Source organism: Streptomyces cadmiisoli (genome assembly GCF_003261055.1).
In the GTDB taxonomy this organism is placed as follows: Bacteria; Actinomycetota; Actinomycetes; order Streptomycetales; family Streptomycetaceae; genus Streptomyces; species Streptomyces cadmiisoli.
In genome coordinates this window covers 6,205,170-6,231,310 of the sequence record NZ_CP030073.1, presented here as the reverse complement: position 1 = coordinate 6,231,310, position 26,141 = coordinate 6,205,170, and the positions used below count along the sequence as shown (strand labels likewise).

Annotated in this window: 18 protein-coding genes; 8 read left to right on the top strand and 10 right to left on the bottom strand. The window is 71.2% G+C overall.

What is annotated here, in order from left to right; all coding sequences use genetic code 11:
- Positions 1-46: 46 nt before the first annotated feature.
- Positions 47-520: a hypothetical protein gene (locus tag DN051_RS27235; RefSeq protein ID WP_112442465.1), complete on the bottom strand. Its 474-nt coding sequence runs from the start codon at positions 518-520 to the stop codon at positions 47-49.
- A 187-nt stretch (positions 521-707) separates the two neighbouring features.
- Here DN051_RS27235 and DN051_RS27230 point away from each other — a divergent pair, with 187 nt between their 5' ends.
- Together DN051_RS27230 and DN051_RS27225 are read left to right on the top strand one after the other, a co-directional pair.
- On the top strand, positions 708-2,642 hold the full coding sequence (locus DN051_RS27230; RefSeq protein WP_112439677.1) for a hypothetical protein: 1,935 nt from the start codon (positions 708-710) through the stop codon (positions 2,640-2,642).
- 133 nt (positions 2,643-2,775) lie between these two features.
- Positions 2,776-3,465: a TetR/AcrR family transcriptional regulator gene (locus DN051_RS27225; protein ID WP_079002137.1), complete on the top strand. Its 690-nt coding sequence runs from the start codon at positions 2,776-2,778 to the stop codon at positions 3,463-3,465.
- 24 nt (positions 3,466-3,489) lie between these two features.
- Here the strand turns inward: DN051_RS27225 and DN051_RS27220 are convergent, their stop codons facing one another.
- The 7 genes from DN051_RS27220 to DN051_RS27190 all read right to left on the bottom strand — a co-directional run bounded on the left by DN051_RS27220 (position 3,490) and on the right by DN051_RS27190 (position 16,271).
- Positions 3,490-3,846: a 5-carboxymethyl-2-hydroxymuconate Delta-isomerase gene (locus tag DN051_RS27220; RefSeq protein WP_053763916.1), complete on the bottom strand. Its 357-nt coding sequence runs from the start codon at positions 3,844-3,846 to the stop codon at positions 3,490-3,492.
- A gap of 49 nt (positions 3,847-3,895) precedes the next feature.
- Positions 3,896-9,301, bottom strand: coding sequence for a pullulanase-type alpha-1,6-glucosidase (pulA, locus tag DN051_RS27215; protein WP_162625142.1), 5,406 nt, complete (start codon positions 9,299-9,301; stop codon positions 3,896-3,898).
- A 240-nt stretch (positions 9,302-9,541) separates the two neighbouring features.
- Positions 9,542-10,915 carry an alpha-amylase gene (locus DN051_RS27210; protein ID WP_112439675.1) on the bottom strand — a complete coding sequence of 458 codons (1,374 nt, stop codon included), beginning with the start codon at positions 10,913-10,915 and terminating at the stop codon, positions 9,542-9,544.
- Between the two features lie 170 nt (positions 10,916-11,085).
- A complete protein-coding gene (locus tag DN051_RS27205) occupies positions 11,086-12,750 on the bottom strand; it encodes a glycoside hydrolase family 13 protein (RefSeq protein WP_053763914.1) in 1,665 nt (554 codons plus the stop codon).
- 186 nt (positions 12,751-12,936) lie between these two features.
- A complete protein-coding gene (locus DN051_RS27200; protein WP_112439674.1) occupies positions 12,937-13,854 on the bottom strand; it encodes a sugar ABC transporter permease in 918 nt (305 codons plus the stop codon).
- Positions 13,855-13,867: 13 nt separating this feature from the next.
- Complete coding sequence (locus tag DN051_RS27195; RefSeq protein ID WP_053763912.1) at positions 13,868-14,872, bottom strand: carbohydrate ABC transporter permease; 1,005 nt, start codon at positions 14,870-14,872, stop codon at positions 13,868-13,870.
- 127 nt (positions 14,873-14,999) lie between these two features.
- Positions 15,000-16,271 (bottom strand): extracellular solute-binding protein, encoded by a 1,272-nt coding sequence (locus DN051_RS27190; RefSeq protein WP_053763911.1) that lies wholly within the window; start codon positions 16,269-16,271, stop codon positions 15,000-15,002.
- Between the two features lie 380 nt (positions 16,272-16,651).
- Here DN051_RS27190 and DN051_RS27185 point away from each other — a divergent pair, with 380 nt between their 5' ends.
- Both DN051_RS27185 and DN051_RS27180 read left to right on the top strand, forming a co-directional pair.
- A complete protein-coding gene (locus DN051_RS27185) occupies positions 16,652-17,686 on the top strand; it encodes a LacI family DNA-binding transcriptional regulator (protein WP_053763910.1) in 1,035 nt (344 codons plus the stop codon).
- A gap of 130 nt (positions 17,687-17,816) precedes the next feature.
- Complete coding sequence (locus tag DN051_RS27180) at positions 17,817-18,701, top strand: phosphatase PAP2 family protein (protein WP_112439673.1); 885 nt, start codon at positions 17,817-17,819, stop codon at positions 18,699-18,701.
- On the opposite strand, the gene DN051_RS27175 is transcribed toward DN051_RS27180, so the two are convergent.
- Entirely contained in the window at positions 18,689-21,682 is a 2,994-nt protein-coding gene (locus DN051_RS27175; RefSeq protein WP_053763908.1) for a bifunctional [glutamine synthetase] adenylyltransferase/[glutamine synthetase]-adenylyl-L-tyrosine phosphorylase, read from the bottom strand. The two genes, DN051_RS27180 and DN051_RS27175, sit on opposite strands and share 13 nt — an antisense overlap.
- A gap of 483 nt (positions 21,683-22,165) precedes the next feature.
- Here DN051_RS27175 and DN051_RS27165 point away from each other — a divergent pair, with 483 nt between their 5' ends.
- Together DN051_RS27165 and DN051_RS27160 are read left to right on the top strand one after the other, a co-directional pair.
- Positions 22,166-22,615: a VOC family protein gene (locus DN051_RS27165; RefSeq protein WP_053763907.1), complete on the top strand. Its 450-nt coding sequence runs from the start codon at positions 22,166-22,168 to the stop codon at positions 22,613-22,615.
- A gap of 129 nt (positions 22,616-22,744) precedes the next feature.
- Positions 22,745-22,930, top strand: a complete 186-nt coding sequence (locus DN051_RS27160) for a hypothetical protein (RefSeq protein ID WP_053764001.1) — start codon at positions 22,745-22,747, stop codon at positions 22,928-22,930.
- A gap of 166 nt (positions 22,931-23,096) precedes the next feature.
- On the opposite strand, the gene DN051_RS27155 is transcribed toward DN051_RS27160, so the two are convergent.
- Entirely contained in the window at positions 23,097-24,458 is a 1,362-nt protein-coding gene (locus DN051_RS27155) for a glutamine synthetase family protein (protein ID WP_053764000.1), read from the bottom strand.
- Positions 24,459-24,835: 377 nt separating this feature from the next.
- On the opposite strand from DN051_RS27155, the gene DN051_RS27150 reads away from it, so the two are divergent.
- Together DN051_RS27150 and DN051_RS27145 are read left to right on the top strand one after the other, a co-directional pair.
- A complete protein-coding gene (locus DN051_RS27150; protein ID WP_112439672.1) occupies positions 24,836-25,498 on the top strand; it encodes a thioredoxin-like domain-containing protein in 663 nt (220 codons plus the stop codon).
- On the top strand, positions 25,495-26,118 hold the full coding sequence (locus DN051_RS27145; protein WP_053763905.1) for a DUF305 domain-containing protein: 624 nt from the start codon (positions 25,495-25,497) through the stop codon (positions 26,116-26,118). Before DN051_RS27150 ends, DN051_RS27145 begins: the two co-directional genes overlap by 4 nt.
- Positions 26,119-26,141: the final 23 nt, after the last annotated feature.

Below are 26,141 nucleotides of genomic sequence, written 5' to 3'. Positions count from 1 at the left end.
CCGTCGCCCCGCCGGTCGCCCGGCGGGGCGCGGCGGACGATGCCGGTCAGCCGCCGTGGCCCACGGAATGGGCCGCCCCGTCCCCGCCGGAGTGACCGGACCCCGCACCGCCGGAGTGCCCCGCCCCGCCGCCGGAGTGGTCGGTGCCGACCTCCAGCGTCCCGCCGAGCCGGTCGCGCAGCCCGGACACCACGTCCTCGTGGCCGACGGCGACCCACTTGCGGCCGACGAGGTAGTAGCCGCCGTAGTCCTTCGCCGTGTTGATCCACTCGCGCTGGCCCCGGTCGGTGGAGAACGTGGCGAGGATGTACTTCTCCCCGCCCCGCTTGCAGATGGCCTGCCGGATCGTGTCGGCGTCGGTCTGCATGTCCGGTGTGCACTTCGCCTCGGCGGCCAGGTGCTCCAGGCTCCCGGTCGCCGTCTCCGGTACCGCAGCCCGGTCGCCGTCGGAGCCGCAGCCCGCCAGCGCCAGCGCCGCAACGGCGCCGCTCAGCGCGAGCATCGGTCGGGTCAGCCTCATCTGTTCCTCCGGTCCGGTCTTGGAGCCGGCACACATGTGCCTCAGTTCGATACGGCTGCCACGGGCCCGGCGCTCAATGCGAGCCTCCCGGGTGCGCCCGCGCGGACCGCGCCGGCGTGGTCCGGCCACTGGACGGACTCGTTCCGGGTGATGGTGACCAACCGCTGATTCGCTCGTTCTGCTGAACGTGCAGTCACAGGATGTCGCCCAGCGCCAGAGTCCCGCACCGCCCGCCCCGAACGGGCCGGTGATCGATGTCGAACAGGCCGAGGCCGCGCTCGTCGAGCACTATCCGCGGCTCGTCCGCCTCGCCTATCTGGTGCTGCCGCCGGGCCTCGGCCGCAAGCGGAGGGTCCTGACCGCGCACTCCCTGGTCCAGCGGGCGCTGCCGCGCGGCAGGGCCGCGGCGTCCGTGATCCCGGCCCAGTCCACCGGCGCGGGCCAGGACGGCGAGGCGGGATACGTCTTCGTACGCCTCCACGTCCTGCGCACCGCGCTGGAGGCGGGGCTGCCGCTGCGCCGCCGGGCCTGGCCCAAGCGCTCCCAGCTGCCGCCGCTGCTCCCCCAGGTGTGGGGGCTGAAACTCTTCCCGCGCTCCGGCGGTGCCGACGAACTCGCCCTCGACCAGCGGCTGTCCGCGCTGTCCGCCCCGGCCCGCGCCGCCTACGTCCTGCGCGGCCTGGAGCGGCTCGCCGACACCGACGCGCAGGCCGTGCTCGCGGCGGCCGACGTCGCCGACCCGCAGGCCGCGCTCGACGAGGCCGGCGCCGTGGCCGAGCAGTACGCGCTGCTCGACTCCCCCGAGTTCGACCCCTGCTCGCTCCAGGCCCGGCCGACCGACCTGATGCGCCGCCGCCAGCACACCAAGGCCGCGCTCGCCGCCACCGCCGCGCTCGCGGTGTGCGGGGCGCTGTTCGCGCTGCCCGGCGACGGATGGGGCTCCGACGGCGCCGCGGCCCCGCCCTACGCGCAGAACCCGGCGGCCCAGGCGGCCCTCGACCCCAGCAGGCTGATCAAGGTCTCGCCCGCGCTGTGGCGGTCCTCCGCCCGTACCGACTTCTCCGTCTGGCCCGCCCGCGGCGACCTGACCGCCGACCGGGCGCTGCTGCGGCGCGCGCTCGCCGTCTGGGCCCGCCCCGGTGAGACCGTCCGGGTCTCGGTCACCCCCGGCACCCCGTCCGGCGGCCCGGCCGGCCCACCCCAGCTCCTGTACTCGGGGAACGTCGACAACGCGCGCGTGGTGCTCCTGTACGACGGTCTGCGCATCGCCCGCTACGCCGAACCGAAGGACGGCACGGCGGGCGCGGCCCTCGACTTCGCCCGCGCGGACGGCGCCGGCGCGGCGGAGGCGAACGCGGTGGTCCTGGACCGCACCGACGGCAACGTCCGCTATCTGACGGCGCCCTGGGTGCGGAAGGTGTCCGAGCGGGACCTGATGAGGCCGAGCTCCGGCGCGATGGAGCTCACCCTCACCGACGGGGTCACCTCACCGCTGGCCAGCCCGGTGGTCCAGACGGACTCCTGCACCTCGTGGAACATCCTCCAGATCGCCGACGACACCGGTACGCGGCTGATGTCGGACCTCGGCGAGCTGGTCCCGGCCCGTCTCACCACCGGACGGCCGGGCGCCGCGCACGACGCGTCCGGCGCGGAGTCGCTGCGCACCTGGGCGCCGTTCGCCTGCTCGCTGTCCGCGGTGCGCGGCCAGGGGGTGCGGTCGGTGAACGCCTGGCAGTACGCCGCGCAGCCGCTGCCCGACGCGAGCGGCACGGCGACCTGGGTGTGCACCCGCGCGGAGACCTGGCGGGGCGGCGGCGAGCGGGCGCTGGCGCAGTTCCACACGCCGGGCGGGACGTACGGGGCGGTCGCCGCGAAGGCGGAGAACGTCCCCGCGTGCGGGGCGCGCGATCCGCACGTGCTGGCCGGGGTGCTGTGGAAGTCGGAGGCCGGTACCTGGTACCTGCTCGCGGCGGGCAGCAGGGACACCGCGTCGATCAGCACGACCGGCCAGGTGGCGCGGACCGCGGAGGGCAACCTGCTGACCGCGCGGGCCGAGAAGGGCGCGCGCGCCGAACTGCGGGCGACCCTGACGGACGGACGGTCGATCACGGGGCTGCGCTGAACGCCCGGACTCCGCGCCAAGACACCGGCCGGCTCCGGCGTCGACGCTCGTGCCGGATCCGCGTGACGCCCGGGTGAACACCGTTGGCCGGTCCTGTCCCTGGGAGGCCGGATCCGATCGGTAAGGTGTTCGTATGTCTACCGGGGTTCGCCGCAGGATGGGTGTGGAGGAGCGGCGGCAGCAGTTGATCGGCGTCGCCCTCGAACTGTTCAGCCGCCGCTCCCCCGATGACGTCTCCATCGATGAGATAGCGTCGGCCGCGGGCATCTCGCGCCCGCTGGTCTACCACTACTTCCCCGGCAAACTCAGCCTGTACGAAGCCGCGTTGCAGCGCGCCGCGGACGATCTCGCGGGGCGGTTCGTGGAGCCGGCCGAAGGGCCGCTGGGTGCCCGGCTGCTGCGGGTGATGGGGCGGTTCTTCGACTTCGTCGACGAGCACGGGCCGGGCTTCTCGGCGTTGATGCGCGGCGGCCCGGCCGTCGGCTCGTCGACCACGAACGCGCTCATCGACTCCGTACGGCAGGCGGCCTACGACCAGATCATCGCGCACCTCGGCGTCGAGGAGCCGCCCGCGCGGCTGGAACTGGTGGTCCGCTCCTGGATCTCGCTCGCCGAGTCGACGGCGCTGATCTGGCTGGACGGCCGGCGCATCCCCCGCGCCGAGCTGGAGGTACAGCTCGTGCACGACTTCGCCGCGCTCGCCGCCGTCAGCGCCGCCCACGACGAGCAGATGACCGCCGTACTGCGTCGTGTCCTGAAGAACGAGCCGGGCAGCGGGCCGTTCGGCGACCTCGTGGCCCGGCTGATCGCGCTGGCCTCCTAGAGCCTGCCGCCGGGTGGTGCGGTCTCAGTCCTCGTGCTTGCGGTACGAGGCGTCGAGCTCGCGCACCTCGGCCGACACGTGCAGGGCCAGGCCCTCGGCGGGTCCGACGTACTGCCGCAGCAGCCCGAGCACCGCCTCGGTGAGGCGGGCCTTGGTCTCCTCGGTGCGGCCCGCCAGCAGCCCCACGGTCACATGCACGACCGCGTGCCCCTCGGTGTCGTCGCCGACCGCGGTGTCCTCGGTCCGGCGGAACTGCGTCTTGCACGCCGGGAGCCGTGCGGCCGCGACCTCGACCACCGTGGTGTGCAGGGCCCGCGCGAAGGCGGGCCGGTCGAAGGCGCCGGCCAGCTGCGCGGAGTAGTCGACGGTGATCTGCGGCATGGGTGCTCCTGTTCCGGTCCGGACAGGAGCACCCTAACCGCACCGCCGGTCAGCCGGCCCGGGAGAACACCGCGACCGTGCGTCCGGGGACGGAGAACGTGCCCGACCCCGCCGCGTAGGCCGCGTCCTTGACCACCGCGTCCGATCCGGCCGCCTGCACCGGGTGCAGCCGGTAGCGCTCGCCGGCCAGCTCCCCGACCCGCTGCTCCTGCCGCCGCGGCGTGGCGTTGAGGACGACGACCAGGTCACCGAGGCGCATGGTGATCACACCGGGTGTCTCGTCCGTCCCGGACAGCGGGAAGGAGAGCCGGGACTGCACCTGTTCGGCCGTGCCGAGGGAGAAGTCCCGCTCCGTGGTGCGGATCCGCAGCAGGTCCCGGTAGGCGGCGGAGGCACCGTCGATCTGCGCGCAGCCGACCCGGATCCTGCTCAGCAGGGGCTCGGCGTAGGGCCACTTGGACTCGTTGTCGGCGGCCATCGGCAGCCCGCGTCCGAAGCCGTTGCCGTCCTCGCAGTTCCAGTGGACGGCGTTGAACCAGTCACCGCTGTCGTACGAGTTGCGGTCCAGGGACTTGGAGCGCAGCAGGTCGGTGCCGGCCTGGGAGAGGGCCGGGCCCTGCGAGAGGGTGGCGGTGGCCATCGCCAGGACCTGCATCCTGGCCCGGTCGGCGGCGCTCACCGAGGCGGGCAGTTTGTAGGCCAGGGCATCGAAGAGCGTCTCGTTGTCGTGGGCGTCGGCGTAGGCGAGGGCGTCGCCGGGGGCGGCCGCGTAGCCGGCCGGGGAGCCGTTGTAGTCGACCTCGGAGCCCTTGACCTCCCGGCCCGCGGTGTCGGTGAAGGTGAAGTCGGCGAGGTTGCCGCTCAGGCCCACCTTGATCAGGTCCTGGTAGTGCAGGAGGCGGGCCTTCTGCTGGGCCGGGGTGCCGTTCTCGGGGGACGAGTTGGGCTCGTTGTACAGGCCGGAGGCGAAGCCCTGGACGCCGGGGTCCTCGTCGAACGGGCCGCCGCCGCGCACGGCGTCCCGGGCCCGGTCGGAGAAGGTGGCGATGCCGGTGCCGGCCATGTTCCGCTGGGTGGCCTGTTCGAAACGGGCGTCGTCGGCGATCTCGCCGAAGTTCCAGCCCTCGCCGTAGAGGATGATGCTCCTGCCGTCGACGCCGTCCTTCTCGAGGGTCAGCGCGTCAAGCGCCTCGCGCACGGCGAGGATGTTGGCCTTCGGGTGGTGGCCCATCAGGTCGAAGCGGAAGCCGTCGACCTTGTACTCCCTGGCCCAGGTGACCACCGAGTCGACGACGAGTTTGCCCATCATGGCGTTCTCGGGGGCCGTGTTGGCGCAGCAGGTGCTGTTCGCGATCGAGCCGTCCGCGAGCAGCCGCTGGTAGTAGCCGGGGACGATCCGGTCGAGCACGGAGGTCTCGGCCTGCCCGCCGGCCGCGGTGTGGTTGTAGACGACGTCCATGACGACCCTGAGGCCGTCCTCGTTGAGCGCCTTGACCATCCTGCGGAACTCGACGGTGCGGGCCGTGCCGTCCGGGTCGGTCGCGTAGGACCCCTCGGGGACGGTGTAGTGGTACGGGTCGTAGCCCCAGTTGTAGGCGTCGCCTGCGGCCACCTCGGCGACGCACTCCTGCTGCCGTTCGGAGTCGGCGGGCAGGGACGCCAGGTCGCAGTCGACGGTGGCCTGGTCGGCCCGGCGTTCCGGGATGGTGGCGATGTCGAAGGCGGGCAGCAGGTGCACGTACGAGGTGCCCGCCTCGGCCAGCCGGCGCAGGTGCCGGGAGCCGTCGCTCGCCTTGTCGGTGAAGGCGAGGTAGGTGCCCGGGTGGTCGGCCGTGCTGTCCTCGACGGAGAAGTCGCGGATGTGCAGCTCCTGGATCTGCGCGTCCTTCAGCGGCACGGCCTTCGGTTTGCGCAGCGACGTCCAGCCGCCCGGTGCCAGGGACGTGTCGGCGAGATCGACGACGAGGCTGCGCTCGGAGTCGGTGGTCAGGGCGAGCGAGTACGGGTCGGTGACCTTGTTGGTGACGACCTCGCGGACGCCGGGCGCCCAGACCTTCACGACGTAGCGGTAGGGCTTGTTCTTCCAGGACGCCGGGCCGGTGACGGACCAGACGCCGGTGGTGTCGTCGCGCCGCATCGGCCGGTGCGAGCCGTCGATCTCCAGGGCGACGCTCTGCGCCGTGGGCGCCCAGACCGTCAGTGTGGGGCGGCCCTTGCGGAAGGTCGGGCCGAGGTCCGCCTTCGTCGCGTCGTACAGGTCGTCGAGCACGCCGGCGATCTGGACGCCGGTCGCGGCCGGCACGGCCCCGTTCGCGGCACGCTGCGCGGCGACGAGCTGGCCGCGCAGGGCGTCGCGGACCAGGTCGCGGTCGCGGGGGTCGACGGACCAGGCGGTGTGGTCCTTCAGATGCGGGAACCTCGCCTTCTGGGCGTCGGTCAGGGTGGACTCGGACAGGCGCAGCCAGCGGGTGTCGGGGCCGGCGCTGAGGGTGCCGTTCCCGGCCTTGACGGAGCCGGTCCGGGAGGCGAGCAGCTGGGTGGACGCGGCCGTGTCCGCCGCGTTCCAGACCACGGTGTCGCGGTCGATCCAGATCGCCTTGGACGTGGTCAGGTCCAGTGCGGCGGCGGAGCCGGCCGGCTGCGGCAGCAGGTACTTCTCCTTGCCGCTCAAGAGCCACACCTCGTGGCCGTTGGCCTTGAGGTCGAGGGCCTGGTCGGCGGGGAGGTCCTTCTCGTCGCCCTTGTGGATGATGTAGCTGAGGCTGGTGGCACCCTCGGTGAGCGGCACCTCGAAGACAGCGCCATACGAATCAGTCTTCACCGGCATCAGCGGTTTCGACCAGTCGGTGGGCTCGGCCGCGCCGCTCCAGACGTGCATGCCCCAGCCGTCGTAGTTCCCGTCGGCGCGCTGGTAGTGCAGGACGGCCTTCCCGGTGTCCGGCTGCGGGTACTCGGGCCGCTCGGTGCGGACCTCCTCCTTGCCCTGCTCGATCCAGATCTCGCCGGTCTTCGTGACGTCGATCGTGCGGTCGGCGGAGACGTCCTTGTCGCCGTCCTCGTCGATGACCAGGAAGCCGACCTCGGAGGCGCCGGGCTTCAGCCTGACGAAGGCGAAGGCGCCGTAGGCGTCGCGGCCGGTGAAGGGGTGGCTGTCGGGCCAGGTGGTGGACTCGCCGTCGGCGAGGTCGCCCCAGGCGTACAGCCCCCAGTCGTCGTAGTCGCCGTCGGCGCGCTTGTAGTGGACGACGGCGTAGTCGCGGGAGGACGCGGTGGGGGGCTCCGCCACGGGCGGAGTGCCGGTGGTGGACCGCGCGGTGGCACTCGCCGTACGGCCGGCGGAGTCGACGACGACGGCCTTGTAGCGCAGTGCGGTGCCGGCCGGTACGTCCTCGCCGATCGTGTGGGTGACCCGGTAGGGGGCGTGGTCGGCGGAGCCGAGGGTGCGCCATGTGCCGGTGCCGGTCTGGGCGGCGAAGACGACGCGGTTCTGGCCGCCGCCGTCGACGTCGGCGGCCAGTTCCACGGTGCCGGTGGCGCCGGCGGCGGGCGCCCGCAGGGTGAGGGACGGCTCGGTGGCGGGGGCGGCGGGCCTGCCGGTCGCCCGGAGGACGATCGCCGAGCCGGCCGGGACGGTGACGGTGAGCTTGCGGTCGGCGCCGGACCTCGCGTCGGACTCGGTGCCGTACAGGGCGCGGAAGGTCCGGTCGGCCGAGCCGGTCGGGAAGGTGGCGGTGCGTGCCTCGCCGGCGTTGTTGAAGGCGACCACGTACTCGGTGCCGGACGCGGTGTCGGTGCGGGAGAACGCGTAGACGCCCGGGCCGTCGGCCGCGTGGCGTTCGGTCTGGACGCCGTCGGCGAGGGCGGGGTGGGCCTTGCGGAGCTGGGCGAGGGCGCTGATCCGCCGGTAGAGGGGCGCACTCGGGTCGTAGGAGTCGTCGGCGTGGGTGCTGCCGGTGCCGAGCTTGTCGTCGTCGAGGTAGTCCGGGACCCGGGAGGCGAACATCGTCTGCCGGGCGTCCTTGTCGCCTCCGGCGCCGGTGAAGCCCTGCTCGTCGCCGTAGTAGATCACCGGGTTGCCGCGGCTGAGGAACATCAGCTCGTTGGCCAGCCGGGCCTTCTTCAGCAGTTCGGCGTCGCCGGCACCGGGGTCGTCCTGCTCGAGGAAGGTGCCGATGCGGCCCATGTCGTGGTTGCCGAGGAAGGTGACCTGCTCGTACGCGTTGGCCTTGTCGGTCGTGTACTTGTAGTCGTCCGCGAAGACGGAGGCCAGCTTCTTCGCGCTGCCGCCCTGGGAGGCGTACGCGCGGGCCGCGTCCTGGAACGGGAAGTCGAGCGTGGAGTCGAGCCGGCCCTCGGTGACGTAGGGGGCGGTGACGGACGTGTCGGCCGAGAACACCTCGCCGAACATGAAGAAGTCGTCGCGGCCCCGCTGGGCCGCGTAGGCGTCCAGCGCCGTGGCCCACTGGGTCCAGAACCCCATGTCGACGTGCTTCACGGTGTCGATCCGGAAGCCGTCGATGCCGAAGTCCCGCACCCACCGCTGGTAGATCCTCTCCATGCCCTCGACGACCTCGGGACGCTCGGTCCACAGGTCGTCGAGACCGGAGAAGTCGCCGTAGGTGGTCGACTCGCCGGCCCAGGTGGAGTCACCGCGGTTGTGGTACATCGCCGGGTCGTTGAGCCAGGACGGGACCTTGAGGTTCCGCTTGGCGGCCGGGACGACCGGCGTGCGCGGGAAGGAGTCCTCGTCGACCTCGGGGAAGTCCCGCTCGCCGCCGGCGTGGTCGGCGTCGTCGAACGGCCGGCCGTCCGCGGTCAGATACGGGAACGCGCCCTTGGAGAGGTAGTCGTAGGTCTTCTCCCGGTGGTCGACGACGTCCGCGGTGTGGTTGGTGATGACGTCGAAAAAGACCTTCATGCCCTTGGCGTGGGCCTTGTCGATGAGGGTCTCCAGGTCGGCGTTGGTGCCGAAGTGCGGGTCGACCCGGGTGAAGTCGGTGATCCAGTAGCCGTGGTAGCCGGCCGAGGCGTCCGCTCCCTCGCCCTGCACGGGCTGGTTCTTGAAGATCGGGGCCAGCCAGATGGCGGTGGTGCCGAGACCCTTGATGTAGTCGAGCTTCCGGGTCAGGCCCTTGAGGTCGCCGCCCTGGTAGAAGCCCTTGTCGGTGGGGTCGTAGCCGGTGGTCAGGCGTGAACCGGTCAGTCCGCCGCGGTCGTTGGCGCGGTCGCCGTTGGCGAACCGGTCCGGCAGGACGAAGTAGAACTGCTCGCGGGTGAGGTCGTGCCGGGCGGGCTCGGCGGCGAGTCTCGCGTCGGAGGGCGGTGGCGGCGGGCTGTCGGCCCGCGCGGCCGGCGGCTGGAGCAGGGTGGCGGCCAGCGCGGCGACGGTGACGGCCGCGATCCGTCCGGCGTGGGCGGTTCGGCGCCTGCGGGGCGCCGGCCATCTCGGTATCACGAGCATGAACTCCTTGCGATTGCGGCTCAATCGGGTCCGACCCCTGCGCCACGGCACGGCTCTCCGCCGGGCGTCCGCGTGACGGTATCGCCGGGGAAAGGCTTACAGCAAGACTTCTGCAACTGTCGGAAAGTACTTTCATCGGCGGCCGCATGACGGCCCCTCATGAACCCTCCGGCGTCGCCCGTCGGGCGGGGGGAGGGGCCGGCCTGCCCCGGCCGGCCCCTCCCCCGCGCCGGTTCAGCAGCCGGACTTGCCGGCGTACACCGCGAGCGCGGTGTTGGCGCCGAGGGTGGCCGTGAGCTGGCCGGAGCCGTTCACGGTGACCGTGCTGTTGTTCTGCACGTTGCAGTACGTCCCCGCGGGCAGCGAGGTCTGATAGGTGCGGGTCAGCGAGCCGGACTCGTGGTTGATGGCCACGAAGCCCTTGTTGCCGCGGCCGAAGGCGATGGCGTCGCCGCCGTTGTCCCACCAGTTGGTGACCGCCGCGCCCCGGGTGGCGTTGCGGAAGGCGACCATGCGCTGGATCTCCGGCCAGGCGTGCTGGCACTTCCAGCCGTTCTGCCAGCAGGCGTCGACCCGGCCGCCGTTCGGCGGGCCGGCGTCGTGGTCGGAGAACTCGTAGCCGGAGTTGATGTCCGGGGCGCCGTAGGGCCAGGCCAGCATGAAGACGTTGGCGAGGGTGTAGTTGGCGTTGTCCTTGTAGCTGAGCGTGGAGCCGTTGCGTTCGGTGTCGTGGTTGTCGACGAAGACGCCCGCGACCCCGCCGCTCATGTAGCCCCAGCCCTCGCCGTAGTTTCTGAGGTAGGCCAGGTTCTCGTTGTTGAAGACCCGCTTGAGGTCGTAGGCGTAGCGGAACTCCTGGACGTCGCCGTTTCCGGTGTACTCCGTCGGCTGGACGGCCTCGCCGGCGCCGTGGATGACCTCCTGCTTCCAGTAGGCCGACGGGTTGCTCAGCCGGGACTTGATGTTGGCGAGGTCGGCGGACGGCATGTGCTTGGCCGCGTCGATCCGGAAGCCGTCGACGCCCAGCGAGAGCAGGTCGTTCATGTAGCCGGCGATGGCGCCGCGGACGTAGTCCTCGCCGGTGTCCAGGTCGGCGAGGCCGACGAGTTCGCAGTGCTGGACGTTCCAGCGGTCCTGGTAGTTGGAGATCTGGGCGGTGCAGTCGTCGAAGTCGAAGGACGAGTACAGGCCCGGGTAGTTGTACTTCGTGTACGACGAGCCGCCGGTGCCGGTGCCGTTGCCCGCGGACATGTGGTTGATGACGGTGTCGACGACGACCTTCACACCGGCCGCGTGACAGGTGTTCACCATGTTCCGGAAGGCCGTGCGGTCGCCCAGCCGGCCCGCGATCCGGTAGCTCACGGGCTGGTACGACGTCCACCACTGGCCGCCCTGTATGTGCTCGGCCGGCGGGGAGACCTGCACATATCCGTAACCGGCGGGGCCGAGGCTGTTGGTGCACTCACGGGCGACCGAGGCGAAGTTCCATTCGAAGAGGACGGCCGTGACGTCCTTGGTGCCGGGCGGGGAGGCCTCGGCTGCGGTTGGGTTCATGACAAGAGCGGCGGTCGCGAGGGCGGCGGCCGCGGAGAGGGTTCTGCGTGCCATGTGGGGTTCCTTCTCCGTTGAAGGCTCTTGCTGAAATCTTTCAGCCATCTTGCGGTGACGCAGATGTTAAAGGCCCGCCACCCGAAAGGGCAGCGGGCCGTGCGAACTTCAATGAAAAAACTTGCGAGGGACCGTCAGGCCGCCGTGCGCGGGCGGCCGTCGGCCGGCCCTCAGGCGGTCGTCCACCACACGGTCGTGTCGGCGGGCACCTTCACCTCGCCGTCCGCCTCGGTCACCTCACCGCTGGCCAGCAGCATCCGGCCGTACGCCGGCGCCGTCGTCGACTCGCCCGTGGTGTTCGTGACGCAGACGAACTCCCCGCGCCGGAAGGCGAGGACGCCCTCGGGCGCCTTCAGCCACTCCACCGAGTCGCCCGCGCCGAGGTCGGGCTGGGCGCGCCGCACCGCGAGCGCGCCGCGGTACAGCTCCAGCGTCGAATCCGGCTCGCCCTGCTGGGCCTCGACGCTCAGCTCCGCCCAGCCGGACGGCTGGGGCAGCCAGCTGCCGCCGTCGCCGAAGCCGTACGACGGTCCCGTGCGGGTCCAGGGGATCGGCACCCGGCAGCCGTCTCGGAAGCCGTCCTGGCCCTCGCCGCGGAAGTACGCGGGGTCCTGGCGCACGTCGTCCGGCAGGTCGACGACGTCCGGCAGGCCGAGTTCCTCGCCCTGGTAGACGTACGCCGAGCCGGGCAGCGCCAGCATCAGCAGGCTCGCGGCCCGCGCCCGCCGCAGACCGAGCTGCCGGTCGCCCGCGGTGCGGATCTGGGTACCGAGGCCCGGCGGGTTGGCGAAGCGGGTGGCGTGCCGGGTGACGTCGTGGTTCGACAGCACCCAGGTGGCGGGGGCGCCGACCGGACCCATCGCCGACAGCGTGCGGTCGATGACGGCGCGCAGTTCCTCGGCGTCCCACTCGGTGCTCAGGTACTGGAAGTTGAACGCCTGGTGCAGCTCGTCCGGGCGGACGTAGTTGGCGGTGCGCTCGACGGTCGGGGTCCAGGCCTCGGCCACGAAGATGCGCTCGCCCGCGTACTCGTCGAGGACGGTGCGCCACTGGCGGTAGATGGCGTGCACGCCGTCCTGGTCGAAGAACGGCATGACATCGTTGCCCAGCAGCTTCAGCTGGTCGTGGGAGCCGAGGTCCGGCAGGCCCTCGGCCTTGACCAGACCGTGGGCGACGTCGATACGGAAGCCGTCCACGCCGATGTCGAGCCAGAAGCGCAGGATGGAGCGGAACTCGTCCCCCACGGCCGGGTGGTCCCAGTTGAAGTCGGGCTGCTCGGGCGCGAAGAGGTGCAGGTACCACTCGCCGTCCTCGACGCGGGTCCAGGCGGGGCCGCCGAAGATGGACTCCCAGTCGTTTGGCGGCAGTTCGCCGTTCTCCCCCTTGCCGGGGCGGAAGTGGTACCGCTCGCGCAGCGGGGAGCCGGGACCCTCCCGCAGGGCCCGCTTGAACCACTCGTGCTGGTCGGAGGAGTGGTTCGGGACGAGGTCGACGATGATGCGCAGGCCGAGCTCGTGCGCCTCGCGGATCAGCGCGTCGGCGTCGAGCAGGTTGCCGAACATCGGGTCGACGGCGCGGTAGTCGGCGACGTCGTAGCCGGCGTCGGCCTGCGGCGAGGCGTAGAAGGGGCTGAGCCACACGGCGTCCACGCCGAGGTCGCGCAGGTAGGGGAGTCTGGAGCGTACGCCGGCCAGGTCGCCCATGCCGTCGCCGTTGCCGTCGGCGAAGCTGCGCGGATAGACCTGGTAGATGACCGCGTCGCGCCACCAGTCGCGGCGCTTGGCGACGGTGGCCACGGCGGAGGTTACGGCCGGGTCGGTGGAGTGCTGGCTCATGGCGTCCTTGAGGCGAGGCGGTCCCTCGCGCGAACGGTGCCGGCGGCGAGGGAGGAGTCTGTGTCGTGGGGGGTACGGGTGGCGGGTGACGAGGCGGCCGCGGTGCCGGCGGGGTCTTGGGTCTCCCCTTCGGGGGAGGACACCGCGGCCGCCACCCGCGCGGCGGGGCGCGGGAGTCGGGTGGGCTCAGCCCTTCGTGCCGCCTGAGGTCAGGCCGGTGACGAGGTTCTTCTGCACGAGGTAGAAGAAGGCGGAGACGGGTATCGCGATCAGCACCGCGGTCGCGGCCATCAGATTGCGCTGGGCGTCGTGCTCGCTGATGAAGCTCTGCAGACCGACGGCGAAGGTGTACTTCTCGTCGTCCAGCAGGAACGTGGTGGCGAAGGCGACCTCGCCGAAGGCCGTGATGAAGCTGTAGAACGCGGCCACCGCGAGACCCGGCCGGGCGAGCGGCAGGATCAGGCGCACGAAGGTGCCGAAGGGGGACAGTCCGTCGACCCGGCCGGCCTCGTCGATCTCGAACGGGATGGTGTCGAAGTAGCCCTTCATCAGCCAGGCGCAGTACGGCACGGCGGTGGAGCAGTAGACCAGGATCAGGCCGAAGTAGGTGTCGATGAGCTGGAGCTCCGACAGGATCTGGTACATCGGCACCATCAGGACCGCCACCGGGAACATCTGGGTGACCAGCAGCACCCACATGAACTTCTTGTAGCCGGGGAAGCGCATGCGGGAGACCGCGTAGCCGGTGGTCGCGGCGATGAGCACGCCGATGACCGTGGTGCCCAGGGAGACGATCAGCGAGCTCTGGAGCCAGTCGAAGAAGTTGGTCTCCTGGAGCACGAACGTGTAGTTGTCGAAGGTCATCTTCGACCAGATGCGCTCGGGGTGCAGATAGTCGTCCTTGTCCGGCCCGAGGGACAGGAAGACCAGCCAGGCGATCGGGAACAGCGCGATCAGGCTCGCGACCGTCAGGGTGCCGTGCGCGGCCAGCGTTCCGAGGAGGCCGCGCTTGCCGCGCGCCCGCGCCGCGGGCGGCGGGGTCTTCGCCGCACGGCCCGACGAACCCCTGACTGCGGTCGACGTGTCCAGGTCGAGGGTACTCATGAGGGCTCCCGCCTCAGATCGCGAGCTGCTGGTCATTGCGGTTCAGCCAGCGGCGGTAGAAGGAGGTGAAGACGATCAGGATGGCCAGCAGCAGGATGCCGTAGGCGGCGGACTGAGCGAAGTCACGCGGCTGCTGTCCGAAGCCCAGGTAATACGCCCAGGTGACAAGAATCTGGGCATCCGGGGCAGTGCTGCCGAACAACAGGAAGATCACGGCGAACTGGTTGAAGGTCCAGATCACGCCGAGCAGGACGACGGTGGAGCTGACCGAGCGCAGGCCGGGCAGGGTGACGTAGCGGAACCGCTGCCAGGCGTTCGCGCCGTCCATCTCGGCCGCCTCGTACAGCGTGGTGTCGATCGACTGCAGGCCGCCGAGCAGCGAGACCATCATGAACGGCACACCGCACCAGGTGTTGACCATGATCGCGGCGAACCGCTGCCAGAAGGTGTCCTCCAGCCACAGCGGCGTCGGCAGGTGCAGCGTCTCCAGGGCGGCGTTGATGACACCGCCGTCGGCGAGCATGAAGCGCCAGCCGAAGACGGTGACGAAGGTGGGCACCGCCCAGGGCAGCACCATGATCAGCCGGTACACCGTGCGGCCGCGCAGCTGCTGGTTGAGCAGCAGGGCGAGGCCGAGGCCGATGGTGTAGTGCAGGGCGACACAGGCGCCCGTCCACACGATCGTCCAGATGAAGTGGGACCAGAACCGGTCGTAGGCGGTCTCGCCCCACAGGATGTCGGCGTAGTTGTCGAGGCCGATGAACTTGTAGGTGGCCTCGATCTCGTTGACGCCGATGGTGCGGGCCGTGTTGAGGCTGTTGGCGTCGGTGAGGGTCAGGTAGAAGCCGTACGCGAGCGGGTACAGCACGAGGACACCGAGCACGAGGACCACGGGCGCGATCATCGCGTAGGCGTACCAGTACTTCTGGTAACTGCGCTTCAGGCGCTGGCCCAGTCCGGGCCGGGGCCCGTGGTCACCGCGGCGTTTGCCGGTCGCGCGGTCGATGGCGACTGTCATGGTTCGACACCTTCTGGGGGTTCAAGGGGTACGGCCCGCCGCGGGGCCTGTCCTACGACGCACAGGCCGACGGCCGCCGGATCCTTCCCCCCCCCGCGGGTCAGGAGGATCCGACGGCCGGTCGGGGTCACTTGCCGAAGTCCGGCACCAGCTTGGCCATCGCGGTCTCGGCGCTCTTCAGCCCCTCGTCCAGGGACTCCTTGCCACCGGCGATCTTGGGCAGTTCCTCGTCGAGCGGACCCCACAGCGAGCTGTACTCCGGCAGCGCGGGACGCGGCTGGGCGGCGGGCAGCACACCCTGGTAGCCGGCGATGCCCGGGTCGGCCTTGACCTGCGCGGTGTAGGCGTCGTCGCGGGTCGGCAGCGTGGAGTTCTTCAGCGCGATGGTCTCCTGGGCCTTCGCCGAGGTCATGAAGTTCACGAACTTCAGCGCGGCCTTCTGGTGCGCCTCGTCGGAACCGGCGTAGACGGCGAGGTTGTGACCGCCCGTCGGGGCGCCCGCCTGGCCGCTGGAGCCGGCCGGGACGGTGGCGATCCCGAGGTTCTCCTTCTCCTTGAACGCGGAGCCCTTGTAGAAGTTGGTGATCTCCCAGGGGCCCTGGATGATCGAGGCGACCTCGCCGTTGACGAACGCGTCCTGGATGTGGGCGTAGGCGTCGGCGGTGGTGTCGGCCTTGTGCAGGCCCTTGCCCTCGAACAGGCTCAGCCAGGTCTCGTAGCCCTTCTTGGCCTCGGCCGAGGTCACGGTGAGCTTCTTGGCCTCGGCGTCGACGGTGTCGGTGCCCTCGCCGTGGAGGAACGACTGGGCGTAGTAGGCCTGGGTGGAGCCCCAGTACCCGTCGACGCCGGTCTTCTCCTTGATGGTGGCGGCGGCCTTCCTCAGGTCGTCCCACGTCTTCGGGGCCTCGACGCCGGCCTTCTCGAAGAGGTTCTTGTTGTAGACCAGCGCGAGGGTGTCCGTGGTGAACGGGACGCCGTACGTCTTGCCCTCGAACTTGGCCTGCTCGATCAGGCTGGGCTGGAACTTGTCCTGCTCGGCCAGGGCCTCCGTGCCGTCCAGCGGCAGGAAGAAGCCCTTCTTCGCGAACGCCGGGGTCCAGCCGACCTCGGAGCGCAGCACGTCCGGGGCGCCCTTGGAGCCGGCGGCCGTGTCGAACTTGTTCTGCGCCTGGTCGAAGGGCACGTTGACGTACTTGACCTTGATGTCCTTGTTGGCGGCCTCGAACTCCTTGACCAAGGCCTGGTACGTCGGTGCCTCATTGGTGGCGTTGGAGGTGTCCCACCAGGTGAGGGTGACCGGACCGTCGGCCTTGTCGCCGCTGTCGCCGTCTCCGCCGCAGGCCGTCGCCGCGAGGGCGAGGGACGCCACCAGCGCGGTGGCCGCTATGCCACGCCGCATGAGTTCTCCTTGAGGGTGAAAGCCCGTGTGCTACAGGTGGCGGTCCCGTCCGCCGCCCCTGTGACTTGCCGACTGCGCCGTTGCGGCCGCCGGGCGACGTGAACGTAACAGCGCTGTAAGCGTTGCGAAAGACCTTGCAGAAAAAAAGTGCAAGAGATCACCGAAGTTATCCGTGCGTGACCTCTCATGCGCCATCCTGAGACCGCTACCTACCGCTACTGAGCGGGGACGGACGTAGTTGTGCAAGACTCTGCAAGCTCTTGCCAGACGTTTCACGAGGGGACGCGATGACGCAGCAACCCGCAACGGGCCGGCCAACCGCCCGCGCCCGGCGTCCGATTGGTGTGCAAGGCGACATACGGCCGGTACAGTCCCACCCTGTGACCACACGGCTTGCCGACATCGCTGCTCAGGCGGGGGTGAGCGAAGCGACCGTCAGCCGCGTCCTCAACGGGAAGCCCGGCGTCGCCGCCACCACCCGCCAGTCCGTGCTGGCCGCACTGGACGTCCTCGGCTACGAACGACCGGTACGGCTCCGACAGCGCAGTGCCGGCCTGGTCGGCCTGATCACGCCGGAGCTGGAGAACCCGATATTCCCGGCGCTGGCCCAGGTCATCGGCCAAGCGCTGACCCGGCAGGGCTACACACCGGTCCTCGCCACCCAGACCCCCGGCGGCTCGACCGAGGACGAGCTGACCGAGATGCTGGTCGACCGCGGTGTCGCCGGCATCATCTACGTCTCCGGTCTGCACGCGGACACCACCGCCGACATGCAGCGTTACGAGCAGTTGCGCGCACAGGGCGTGCCGTTCGTGCTGGTCGACGGCTTCTCGCCCAAGGTGCAGGCGCCGTTCATCTCCCCCGACGACCGGGCCGCCATGACCCTGGCCGTCACGCACCTGGTCTCGCTGGGCCACACCCGGATCGGGCTGGCGCTCGGCCCGAAGCGCTTCGTCCCGGTGCAGCGCAAGATCGAGGGCTTCGTCCGCGCGATGCAGGACCAGCTGGGCCTGAGCGCGCAGACCGTCGAGTCCGACCTGGTGCAGCACTCGCTGTACACCCTGGAGGGCGGCCAGGCGGCCACCACGGCCCTCATCGACCGGAACTGCACGGCGGTGGTCTGCGCCAGCGACATGATGGCGCTGGGCGCGATAAGGGCGGCCCGGCAGCGCGGGCTGGAGGTCCCCAAGGACATCTCCGTGGTCGGCTTCGACGACTCCCCGCTGATCGCCTTCACCGACCCGCCGCTGACGACCGTCCGCAAGCCGGTCCCGGCCATGGGCCAGGCCGCCGTGCGCACCCTGCTGGAGGAGATCGGCGGGACGCCCGCGCCGCACAGCGAGTTCGTGTTCATGCCGGAGCTGGTGGTACGCGGTTCGACCGCTTCCGCGCCCGGCGAGCGGAATCGTCCCTGAGGCGGAGAACCGCCGAACACCGTAGTGCCCGGGTACGAGACGTATGTCCACCCCGGGCGTAGAACGTGCGTGCCCAACCCGACCAGGGGATGATCGGAGCCGGAACGCTTTTCTGGCAAACTCTGTGCCCATGGGTGAGACGACCGTGACGACACTGGAAGGCCAAGAGGAGGCCGTTCCCCCGCCCGTCGCGGACGACAAGCGCCGGGGGGTGCTCAGCCGACTGCGCGCGCCGCGCCGGCCGCGACTGTGGTTCGAGATCCTGCTGATCGCGGTGAGTTACTGGACGTACTCGCTGATCCGCAACGCGGTCCCGGAGCAGCGCACCGAGGCGCTGCGCAACGCGGACTGGATCTGGCAGGCCGAGCAGCATCTCGGCATCGCCGTCGAACTGTCGGTCAACCATGCCGTGAACTCGGTGACTTGGCTCATCGTCGGCATGAACTACTACTACGCGACGCTGCACTTCGTGGTGACGCTGGGTGTGCTGGTGTGGCTGTACCGCAGCCATCCGGGGCGCTACGCGGCGACCCGCACGGTCCTCTTCGCGACGACGGGCGTGGCCCTGGTGGGGTACTACCTGTACCCGCTGGCGCCGCCGCGGCTGATGAACGGCGCCGACTTCATCGACACGGTCATGATCCACCAGACGTGGGGCTCGATGGCCTCCGGCGACCTGAAGAACATGTCGAACCAGTACGCCGCCATGCCGTCCATGCACATCGGCTGGTCCGTGTGGTGCGGACTGACGATCTTCGCCCTGGCGTCCGTTCCCTGGGTGCGGGTGCTGGGCCTGCTGTACCCGACGGCCACCCTGGTGGTGATCGTCGCCACCGCCAACCACTTCTGGCTGGACGCGGTCGGCGGTGTCCTGTGCCTGGCCTTCGGCTACGGGCTGGCGCGGGTCTGGTACGGATCGATGCCGTACGCGCTGCCCCGCGGGGTCGGCGGCCCCCCGGAGAAGTCCCGCACGGGCGAGGTGCCCGGCCCCCGCACCGGGGCTCACGTGTCGTAGAACAGCGCTTCCACCACGGTCCGGGCGCGGCGCGCCGTACGGCGGTAGGCGTCCAGCATGTCGCCCACGTGGCCCGGCCCGTACCCGAGGTAACGTCCCACGGCGGCCAGTTCGCGGGCGTCCGAGGGGAAGGTGTCCCCGGCACGTCCGCGCACCAGCATCACGGCGTTGCGCACCCGGGTGGCCAGCACCCACGCCTCGTCGAGGATCGCCGCGTCCTCGGCGGACACCAGCCCGGCCGCGTGCGCCGCGGCCAGTCCCTCGCGGGTACGGGTGGTGCGCAGCCCGGCCTCCCGCGACCCGTGGCGCATCTGGAGCAGCTGCACGGTCCACTCCACGTCGGACAGTCCGCCCGGCCCGAGCTTGGTGTGCAGCTTGGGGTCGGCGCCGCGCGGCAGCCGCTCCGACTCCATCCGCGCCTTCAGCCGCCGGATCTCCCGCACGGCCTCCTCCACGAGCCCGCCCCGCGGGTACCGCAGCGGGTCGACCAGCTCGATGAACCGGCGCCCCAGGTCCTCGTCGCCGGCCACCGGTTCGGCCCTCAGCAGCGCCTGCGACTCCCACACCAGGGACCAGCGGCGGTAGTACGCCTCGTACGACTTCAGGGTCCGCACCAGCGGGCCCGACTTGCCCTCCGGCCGCAGATCGGCGTCGATCAGCAGCGGCGGATCCGCGCTCGGGATCTGGAGCAGGCGCCGCATCTCGGCGACGACCCGGCCCGCGGCGTCGGCGGCCTCCCGTTCCTCGACCCCGTCCCGCGGCTCGTGCACGAACAGCACGTCCGCGTCGGAGCCGTAGCCCAGCTCGTGCCCGCCGAAGCGGCCCATGCCGATCACCGCGAACCGGGTCGGCAGGGTGTCCCCCCAGCCCTCCCTGACCACCGCGCGCAGCGTGCCGGCCAGCGTCGCCGCCGTCAGGTCGGACACCGCGCCGCCGACCCGGTCCACCACCGCGCCCTGGTCGGCCTCGACCGGCCGCGCCTCGGTGCCGTAGGAGCCGACGATGTCGGCGGCGGCGGTACGGAACAGCTCCCGGCGCCGGACGCCGCGGGCCGCCGTGACCGCCTGCTCGCCGTTGTCGGCGCGGCCGACCGCCGCGATGACCTCCTGCTCCAGATGCGCGCGGGACCGCGGCTGGAGCCCGCCGCCCTCGCCGTCGCCGAGCAGCGCCACCGCTTCCGGGGCCCGCATCAGCAGGTCGGGGGCGAGCCGCCCGGCGGACAGCACCCGGGCGAGGTTCTGCGCCGCCGCGCCCTCGTCCCGCAGCAGCCGCAGGTACCAGGGCGTCTTGCCCAGCGCGTCCGACACGTTGCGGAAGTTGAGCAGACCGGCGTCCGGGTCGGCGGAGTCGGCGAACCAGCCGAGCAGCACCGGCAGCAGGGTGCGCTGGATGGCGGCCTTGCGGGAGACGCCGGAGGCCAGGGCCTCCAGATGGCGCAGGGCCGCGGCGGGGTCGGCGTAGCCCAGCGCGACGAGCCGCTGGCGGGCCGCCTCGGGGCTCAGCCGCACCTCGCCCGGGGCGAGCTGGGCGACCGCGTCGAGCAGCGGCCGGTAGAAGATCTTCTCGTGCTGCCGGCGTACGACCCCTGCGTGCCGCCGCCACTCGCGGTTCAGCTCGGCGACCGGGTCCGCGCGCAGACCGAGGGAACGCCCGAGGCGCCGCTGGTCGGCCTCGTCCTCGGGGACCAGATGGGTGCGGCGCAGCCGGTAGAGCTGGATGCGGTGCTCCATGGAGCGCAGGAACCGGTACGCCTCCTCCAGTTGCGCGGCGTCCGCCCGCCCCACGTAGCCGCCCGCGGCCAGTGCCTGGAGGGCGTCCAGCGTGGTGGCGCTGCGCAGGGAGGGATCGGTCCGCCCGTGCACCAACTGGAGCAGCTGCACGGCGAATTCGACGTCCCTCAGGCCGCCGGGGCCGAGCTTCAGCTCGCGGTCGACCTCGGAGACCGGGATGTTCTCCACCACCCGGCGGCGCATCTTCTGCACGTCGGTGACGAAGTTCTCCCGCTCGGCGGCCTGCCACACCAGCGGCGCGACCGCGGCGGCGTACTCGGCGCCGAGCGCGGCGTCCCCGGCGACCGGGCGGGCCTTGAGCAGCGCCTGGAACTCCCAGGTCTTCGCCCAGCGCTGGTAGTAGGCGAGATGGCTGCTGAGCGTGCGCACCAGCGGGCCGTTGCGGCCCTCGGGGCGCAGGTTGGCGTCGACGGGCCAGATGGAGCCCTCGACGGTCGTCTCGGAGCAGATCCGCATCATGTGCGAGGCGAGCCGGGTGGCGGCACGCAGTGCCTTGTCCTCGTCGGCGCCCTCGGCGGCCTCGCCGACGAAGATGACGTCGACGTCGGAGACGTAGTTCAGCTCGTGGCCGCCGCACTTGCCCATCGCGACGACGGCGAGGCGGCACAGCGCCACGTCCTCGGGCGCGGCGGCGCCGGCCAGGGCGAGGGCCGCGCGCAGCGTCGCGGTGGCCAGGTCGGCGAGTTCGGCGGCCGTCTGGGCGAGGTCGATCGTGCCGCACACGTCGCGCGCGGCGATGGACAGCAGGCAGCGGCGGTAGGCGACGCGGAGCGCGACCGGGTCGGTCGCCTCGGCCAGACCGCGCTCGAACTCCTGTACGCCAGGGTGCAGGTCCCGCGGTTCGTAGGTGACGAGCGCCTGCCAGTCGCCGGCGTGCCGGGCGAGGTGCTCGGCGAGGGCGGCGGAGGCGCCGAGCACCCCGAGGAGGCGGTCGCGCAGCGGCTTCGACGCGGTCAGCGTGTCGAGCAGTTCGCGGCGGTCGGTGGGGGTCGGCTGGGCCTCCAGCAACCGGACCAGGCCGTCCAGCGCGAGGTCCGGGTCAGCGGTGGCACCCAGTGCGTCCAGCAGTACGGGGTCGTCGCGGACGGCGCCGAGGTCCATCGCGGACAGCAGTCGCTCGGCGGCGGCCGGATCGGTGAAGCCGTGCCGCAGCAGCCGCGTGAAGGTACTGCTTCTGCGCCCCGGCGTCATCCTCGCCCTCCCGTCAGGATCAACGTGGTACGAGCCGAGCCTAACCGGACTCCCCCGCGCAGGCTCCGATGAGTTCGGCGTGCCCGCGGAGTCCCACCGCCGAGGACCATCGGCGGGCGGTCCGTGATCACCCGTCAGCCACCGGCCCGGCTCGACGCCCGCCACAGCGGCGCATCGGCCACCGCGACCCCCGTGGGACGAGGCCGAGGCGCTGCTCGACGCGGCGGGGCGCGACCTCGTCGTGGAGGGCGGGGCGGTACGCGTCACCGACGACGCCCGGCTGCGGGCGGCGGCCGCCGCGCGGGAGGCCGAGTACGGCGATTCCCGCGCTTCGAGGTGGCGGACGGCCGCTTCCGGCACGGCACAGGTCACGCACGCGTGTAGCCGGTTATGTGTAATCGGTGGCGCCGCGTACCGTTTTCGGCTTCGGTAAGGGGAGCCGTTCAGCCAGACCCGCTGGCGATTCCCCTTGGAGGACTAGCGATGGACTTCACGCTCGAAGTGATCCCGCTGCCGGTGAGCGACATCGACCGCGCCCGCGACTTCTACCGGGACCGGGTGGGCTTCCACGTCGACATCGACCAGGAGGTCATGCCGGGCATGCGCATCGTGCAGCTGACACCCCCGGGGTCCGGCTGCTCGATCGCCCTCGGCGACAGCATCTGGGACATGACGAAGGGCGAGACCCGGCCGGAGCCCGGCTCCTACCAGGGCCTCCAACTGTGCGTCGCCGACATCAAGGCGGCCCGCGCGGAACTGGTCGAACGCGGCCTGGACGTCTCCGAGCCGGTCCAGTACACGCCCGACGACGGCGCCACGTTCATGTACTTCAAGGACCCCGACGGCAACGGCTGGTCGATCCAGGAGTACCGCCGCCGCGCCACGGAGCCCCTGCACCAGGTCCTGCGGAACCAGACGGGCGGCGGGCAGTAGGACGCAGGCGCGGGCAGGGAGTCCGCGGCCACGAGGTGTCCCCCGTTCTCATGACCAGGGCCCTCTGGAGGTGCGGCCCGCCTGAGAGGATGACGCGCACCTTCACACGAAACGGGGTCCAGCATGCTCATGCTCGGCATACTGTCGGTCGTCCTCCTGCTCCTCATCGGCGGCTGTGTCTGCGTCTTCTGGGCGGCCCGGGGCGACGCCCCGCGCTGGGCACGCGGTGTCGCCAAGGTGACGCTGCTCGGCAGCGAATTGGCCCGCAGCGCGAGCCGGAGCTCCGGCTCGCGGCGGAGCGGCGGGGACGACTAGCCGTCCGGCGCTTGCTGAGCGTCACGGGCCGCCGCTTCCGAGCCGCCCCGGCCTCGACGCGGGCGGCCCGGGGCCGGTGACAGGTCCGTGAGACGCCTCCGGGCCGGCGGTCACCTGCCGCCGGCCCGGAGCTCCGTTCGGCGGCGCTACGGCCGCTGACCCGCGCCTACAGCACCGGCAGGTTCTTGCGCAGCTCGAAGGCCGTGACCTCGCTCCGGTACTCCTCCCACTCCTGCTTCTTGTTGCGCAGGAAGAAGTCGAAGACGTGCTCGCCGAGGGTCTCGGCGACCAGGTCGCTGCGCTCCATCAGCCCGAGGGCCTCGCCGAGGTTCTGCGGGAGCGGTTCGATGCCCATCGCGCGCCGCTCCGCCTCGGAGAGCGCCCAGACGTCGTCCTCCGCGCCCGGCGGAAGCTCGTAGCCCTCCTCGATGCCCTTCAGACCGGCGGCGAGCAGGACCGCGTAGGCCAGGTAGGGGTTCGCGCCGGAGTCGATGGAGCGCACCTCGACCCGCGCGGAGCCGGTCTTGCCCGGCTTGTACATCGGGACGCGGACCAGGGCCGAGCGGTTGTTGTGGCCCCAGCAGATGTACGACGGCGCCTCGCCGCCCGCGCCGGCGGTGCGCGCGGAGCCGCCCCAGATGCGCTTGTAGGAGTTCACCCACTGGTTGGTGACCGCGGAGATCTCGGCCGCGTGCCGGAGCAGGCCGGCGATGAAGGAGCGGCCGACCTTCGACAGCTGGTACTCGGCGCCGGACTCGTAGAAGGCGTTCCGGTCGCCCTCGAACAGCGACAGGTGGGTGTGCATGCCGGAACCGGGGTGCTCGGAGAACGGCTTCGGCATGAAGGTGGCCTGGAGGTTCTGCTCCAGCGCGACCTGCTTCATGACCAGGCGGAAGGTCATCACGTTGTCCGCGGTGGACAGCGCGTCGGCGTACCGCAGGTCGATCTCCTGCTGGCCGGGGGCGCCCTCGTGGTGGGAGAACTCGACCGAGATGCCCATCGACTCCAGCATGGTGATCGCCTGGCGGCGGAAGTCCATGCCGACGTTGGTCGGGGTGTGATCGAAGTAGCCGGAGTTGTCCGCCGGGGTCGGCACCGAGCCGTCGACCGGCTTGTGCTTCAGCAGGAAGAACTCGATCTCCGGGTGGGTGTAGAAGGTGAAGCCCAGGTCGGAGGCGCGGGCCAGGGCGCGCTTGAGGACGTAGCGCGGGTCGGCGAAGGAGGGGGAGCCGTCCGGCATGAGGATGTCGCAGAACATGCGGGCGGTACCGGGCGTCTCCGCGCGCCAGGGAAGGACCTGGAAGGTCGAGGGGTCGGGCTTGGCGATCATGTCGGACTCGTAGACGCGGGCGAAGCCCTCGATGGCCGAGCCGTCGAAGCCGATGCCCTCGTCGAAGGCCTGCTCGAGCTCGGCCGGGGCCACGGCGACGGACTTCAGGAAGCCCAGCACGTCCGTGAACCACAGGCGTACGAACCGGATGTCGCGCTCCTCCAATGTGCGGAGCACGAACTCCTGCTGCTTGTCCATCTTCAGCTTCCCCATCCTTGCTGGTCAGGCCGCCTGTCTCCGGCGCACGGAAAGCGGTCGGGCACCTGAGCATCCCACCACAACAGCGTTTCGAGCGCGTTGCGGACCTTGATCGCCCGGCCGACCCCGGCCCGAACGCCTCGCGTACGGCGGGTGTACGGCTCTGCCGCCCATCTTGCCTGCTCGCACCGACATCCGTAATGCCCGGCCGACGCCGGGGCGCGGACGGCTCCGGCACCCGCCGGGGGCCCGTCGCGGGCGGTCCGCCGGCCCGCGTCGATCGGGCCATTCCTGTGCCCTCTCTTCGAGATCGTGAACCTCCCCCCTTACGATCAGCGAACCCGACCGTCCTCCGTTCCCCCAGAAGGGCCAGCCCCATGGGTTCCGCCAAGAAGCAGAACAGTGCGGCGCGCAAGGCGCGCATAGAGGAGATGCGGCGCGCCGAGCGATCTCGCGAGCGCCGCAACCGCATCCTCACCATCACGGCCAGTGCGGTGGTCGTCGCCGGCCTCGTCGTCGGTGGTGTCGTCCTGGTCCGGACACAGTCCGACTCGGGCGCCGCGGCGAGCGACTCCAAGAACCCCGGGAAGCTGGTCGCGGGCGCGGACGGGGTGAGCACCTGGAAGGGCGAGCTCTCCCGCAACCACGTCGCCGAGAACGTCGCCTACCCCGTGGAGCCCCCGGTCGGCGGCGACCACCACCAGGCGTGGATGAACTGCAACGGAAACGTCTACACCGACGAGATCCCCGATGTGAACGCCGTCCACTCCCTGGAGCACGGCGCGGTCTGGGTGACGTACACGAGCAAGGCGCAGAAGGCCGACGTGGACGCGCTGGCGGCGAAGGTGAAGAAGACGCCGTACACGCTGATGAGCCCGGACGAGAAGCAGAAGGATCCGATCATGCTGACGGCGTGGGGCCATCAGCGGGCGGTGACCGGCGCGGACGACCCGAACATCGACAAGTTCTTCGAGAAGTACGTCCAGGGTGAGCAGACCCCCGAGCCGGGCGCAGCCTGCACGGGCGGGCTGTCGAAGTGAGGCGCTCGCAGGCCGGCTGGATCGCGGGAGCGGCCGCGGCGGTGTTCCTCACGATCGGCGGGATCACGTACGCCGTCGCCGAGGACGGCCGCTCGGACGCCGCCGTGCCCGCGGCCGACTCCGCCGACGCGGGCTTCGCCCGTGACATGGCGGTGCACCATCAGCAGGCCGTGGAGATGTCGTACATCGTGCGCGACCGCACCGACGACGAGGACGTGCGGCGGCTCGCCTACGACATCGCGCAGACCCAGGCCAACCAGCGCGGCATGATGCTGGGCTGGCTGGACCTGTGGGCGCTGCCGAAGGTGTCGTCGGAGCCGATGGCCTGGATGGGCATGGGCGGCATGGCGGCCGGCGAGGACGGCGCGCTGATGCCGGGGATGGCCACCGACACCGAGATGGACAAGCTCGCGAAGCTGGACGGCGAGGAGGCCGAGGTCTTCTTCCTCCAGCTGATGACGGACCATCACAAGGGCGGCATCCACATGGCCCAGAGCTGTGTGCAGCAGTGCAGGGTCGATGTGGAGAAGCGGCTGGCCCAGGGGATGGTCGACGCGCAGCAGTCGGAGATCGGCCTGATGGCGGACCTGCTGAAGCAGCGGGGCGCCGCGCCGCGGTGACCCCCGCCCGCCCCGCGCACCCG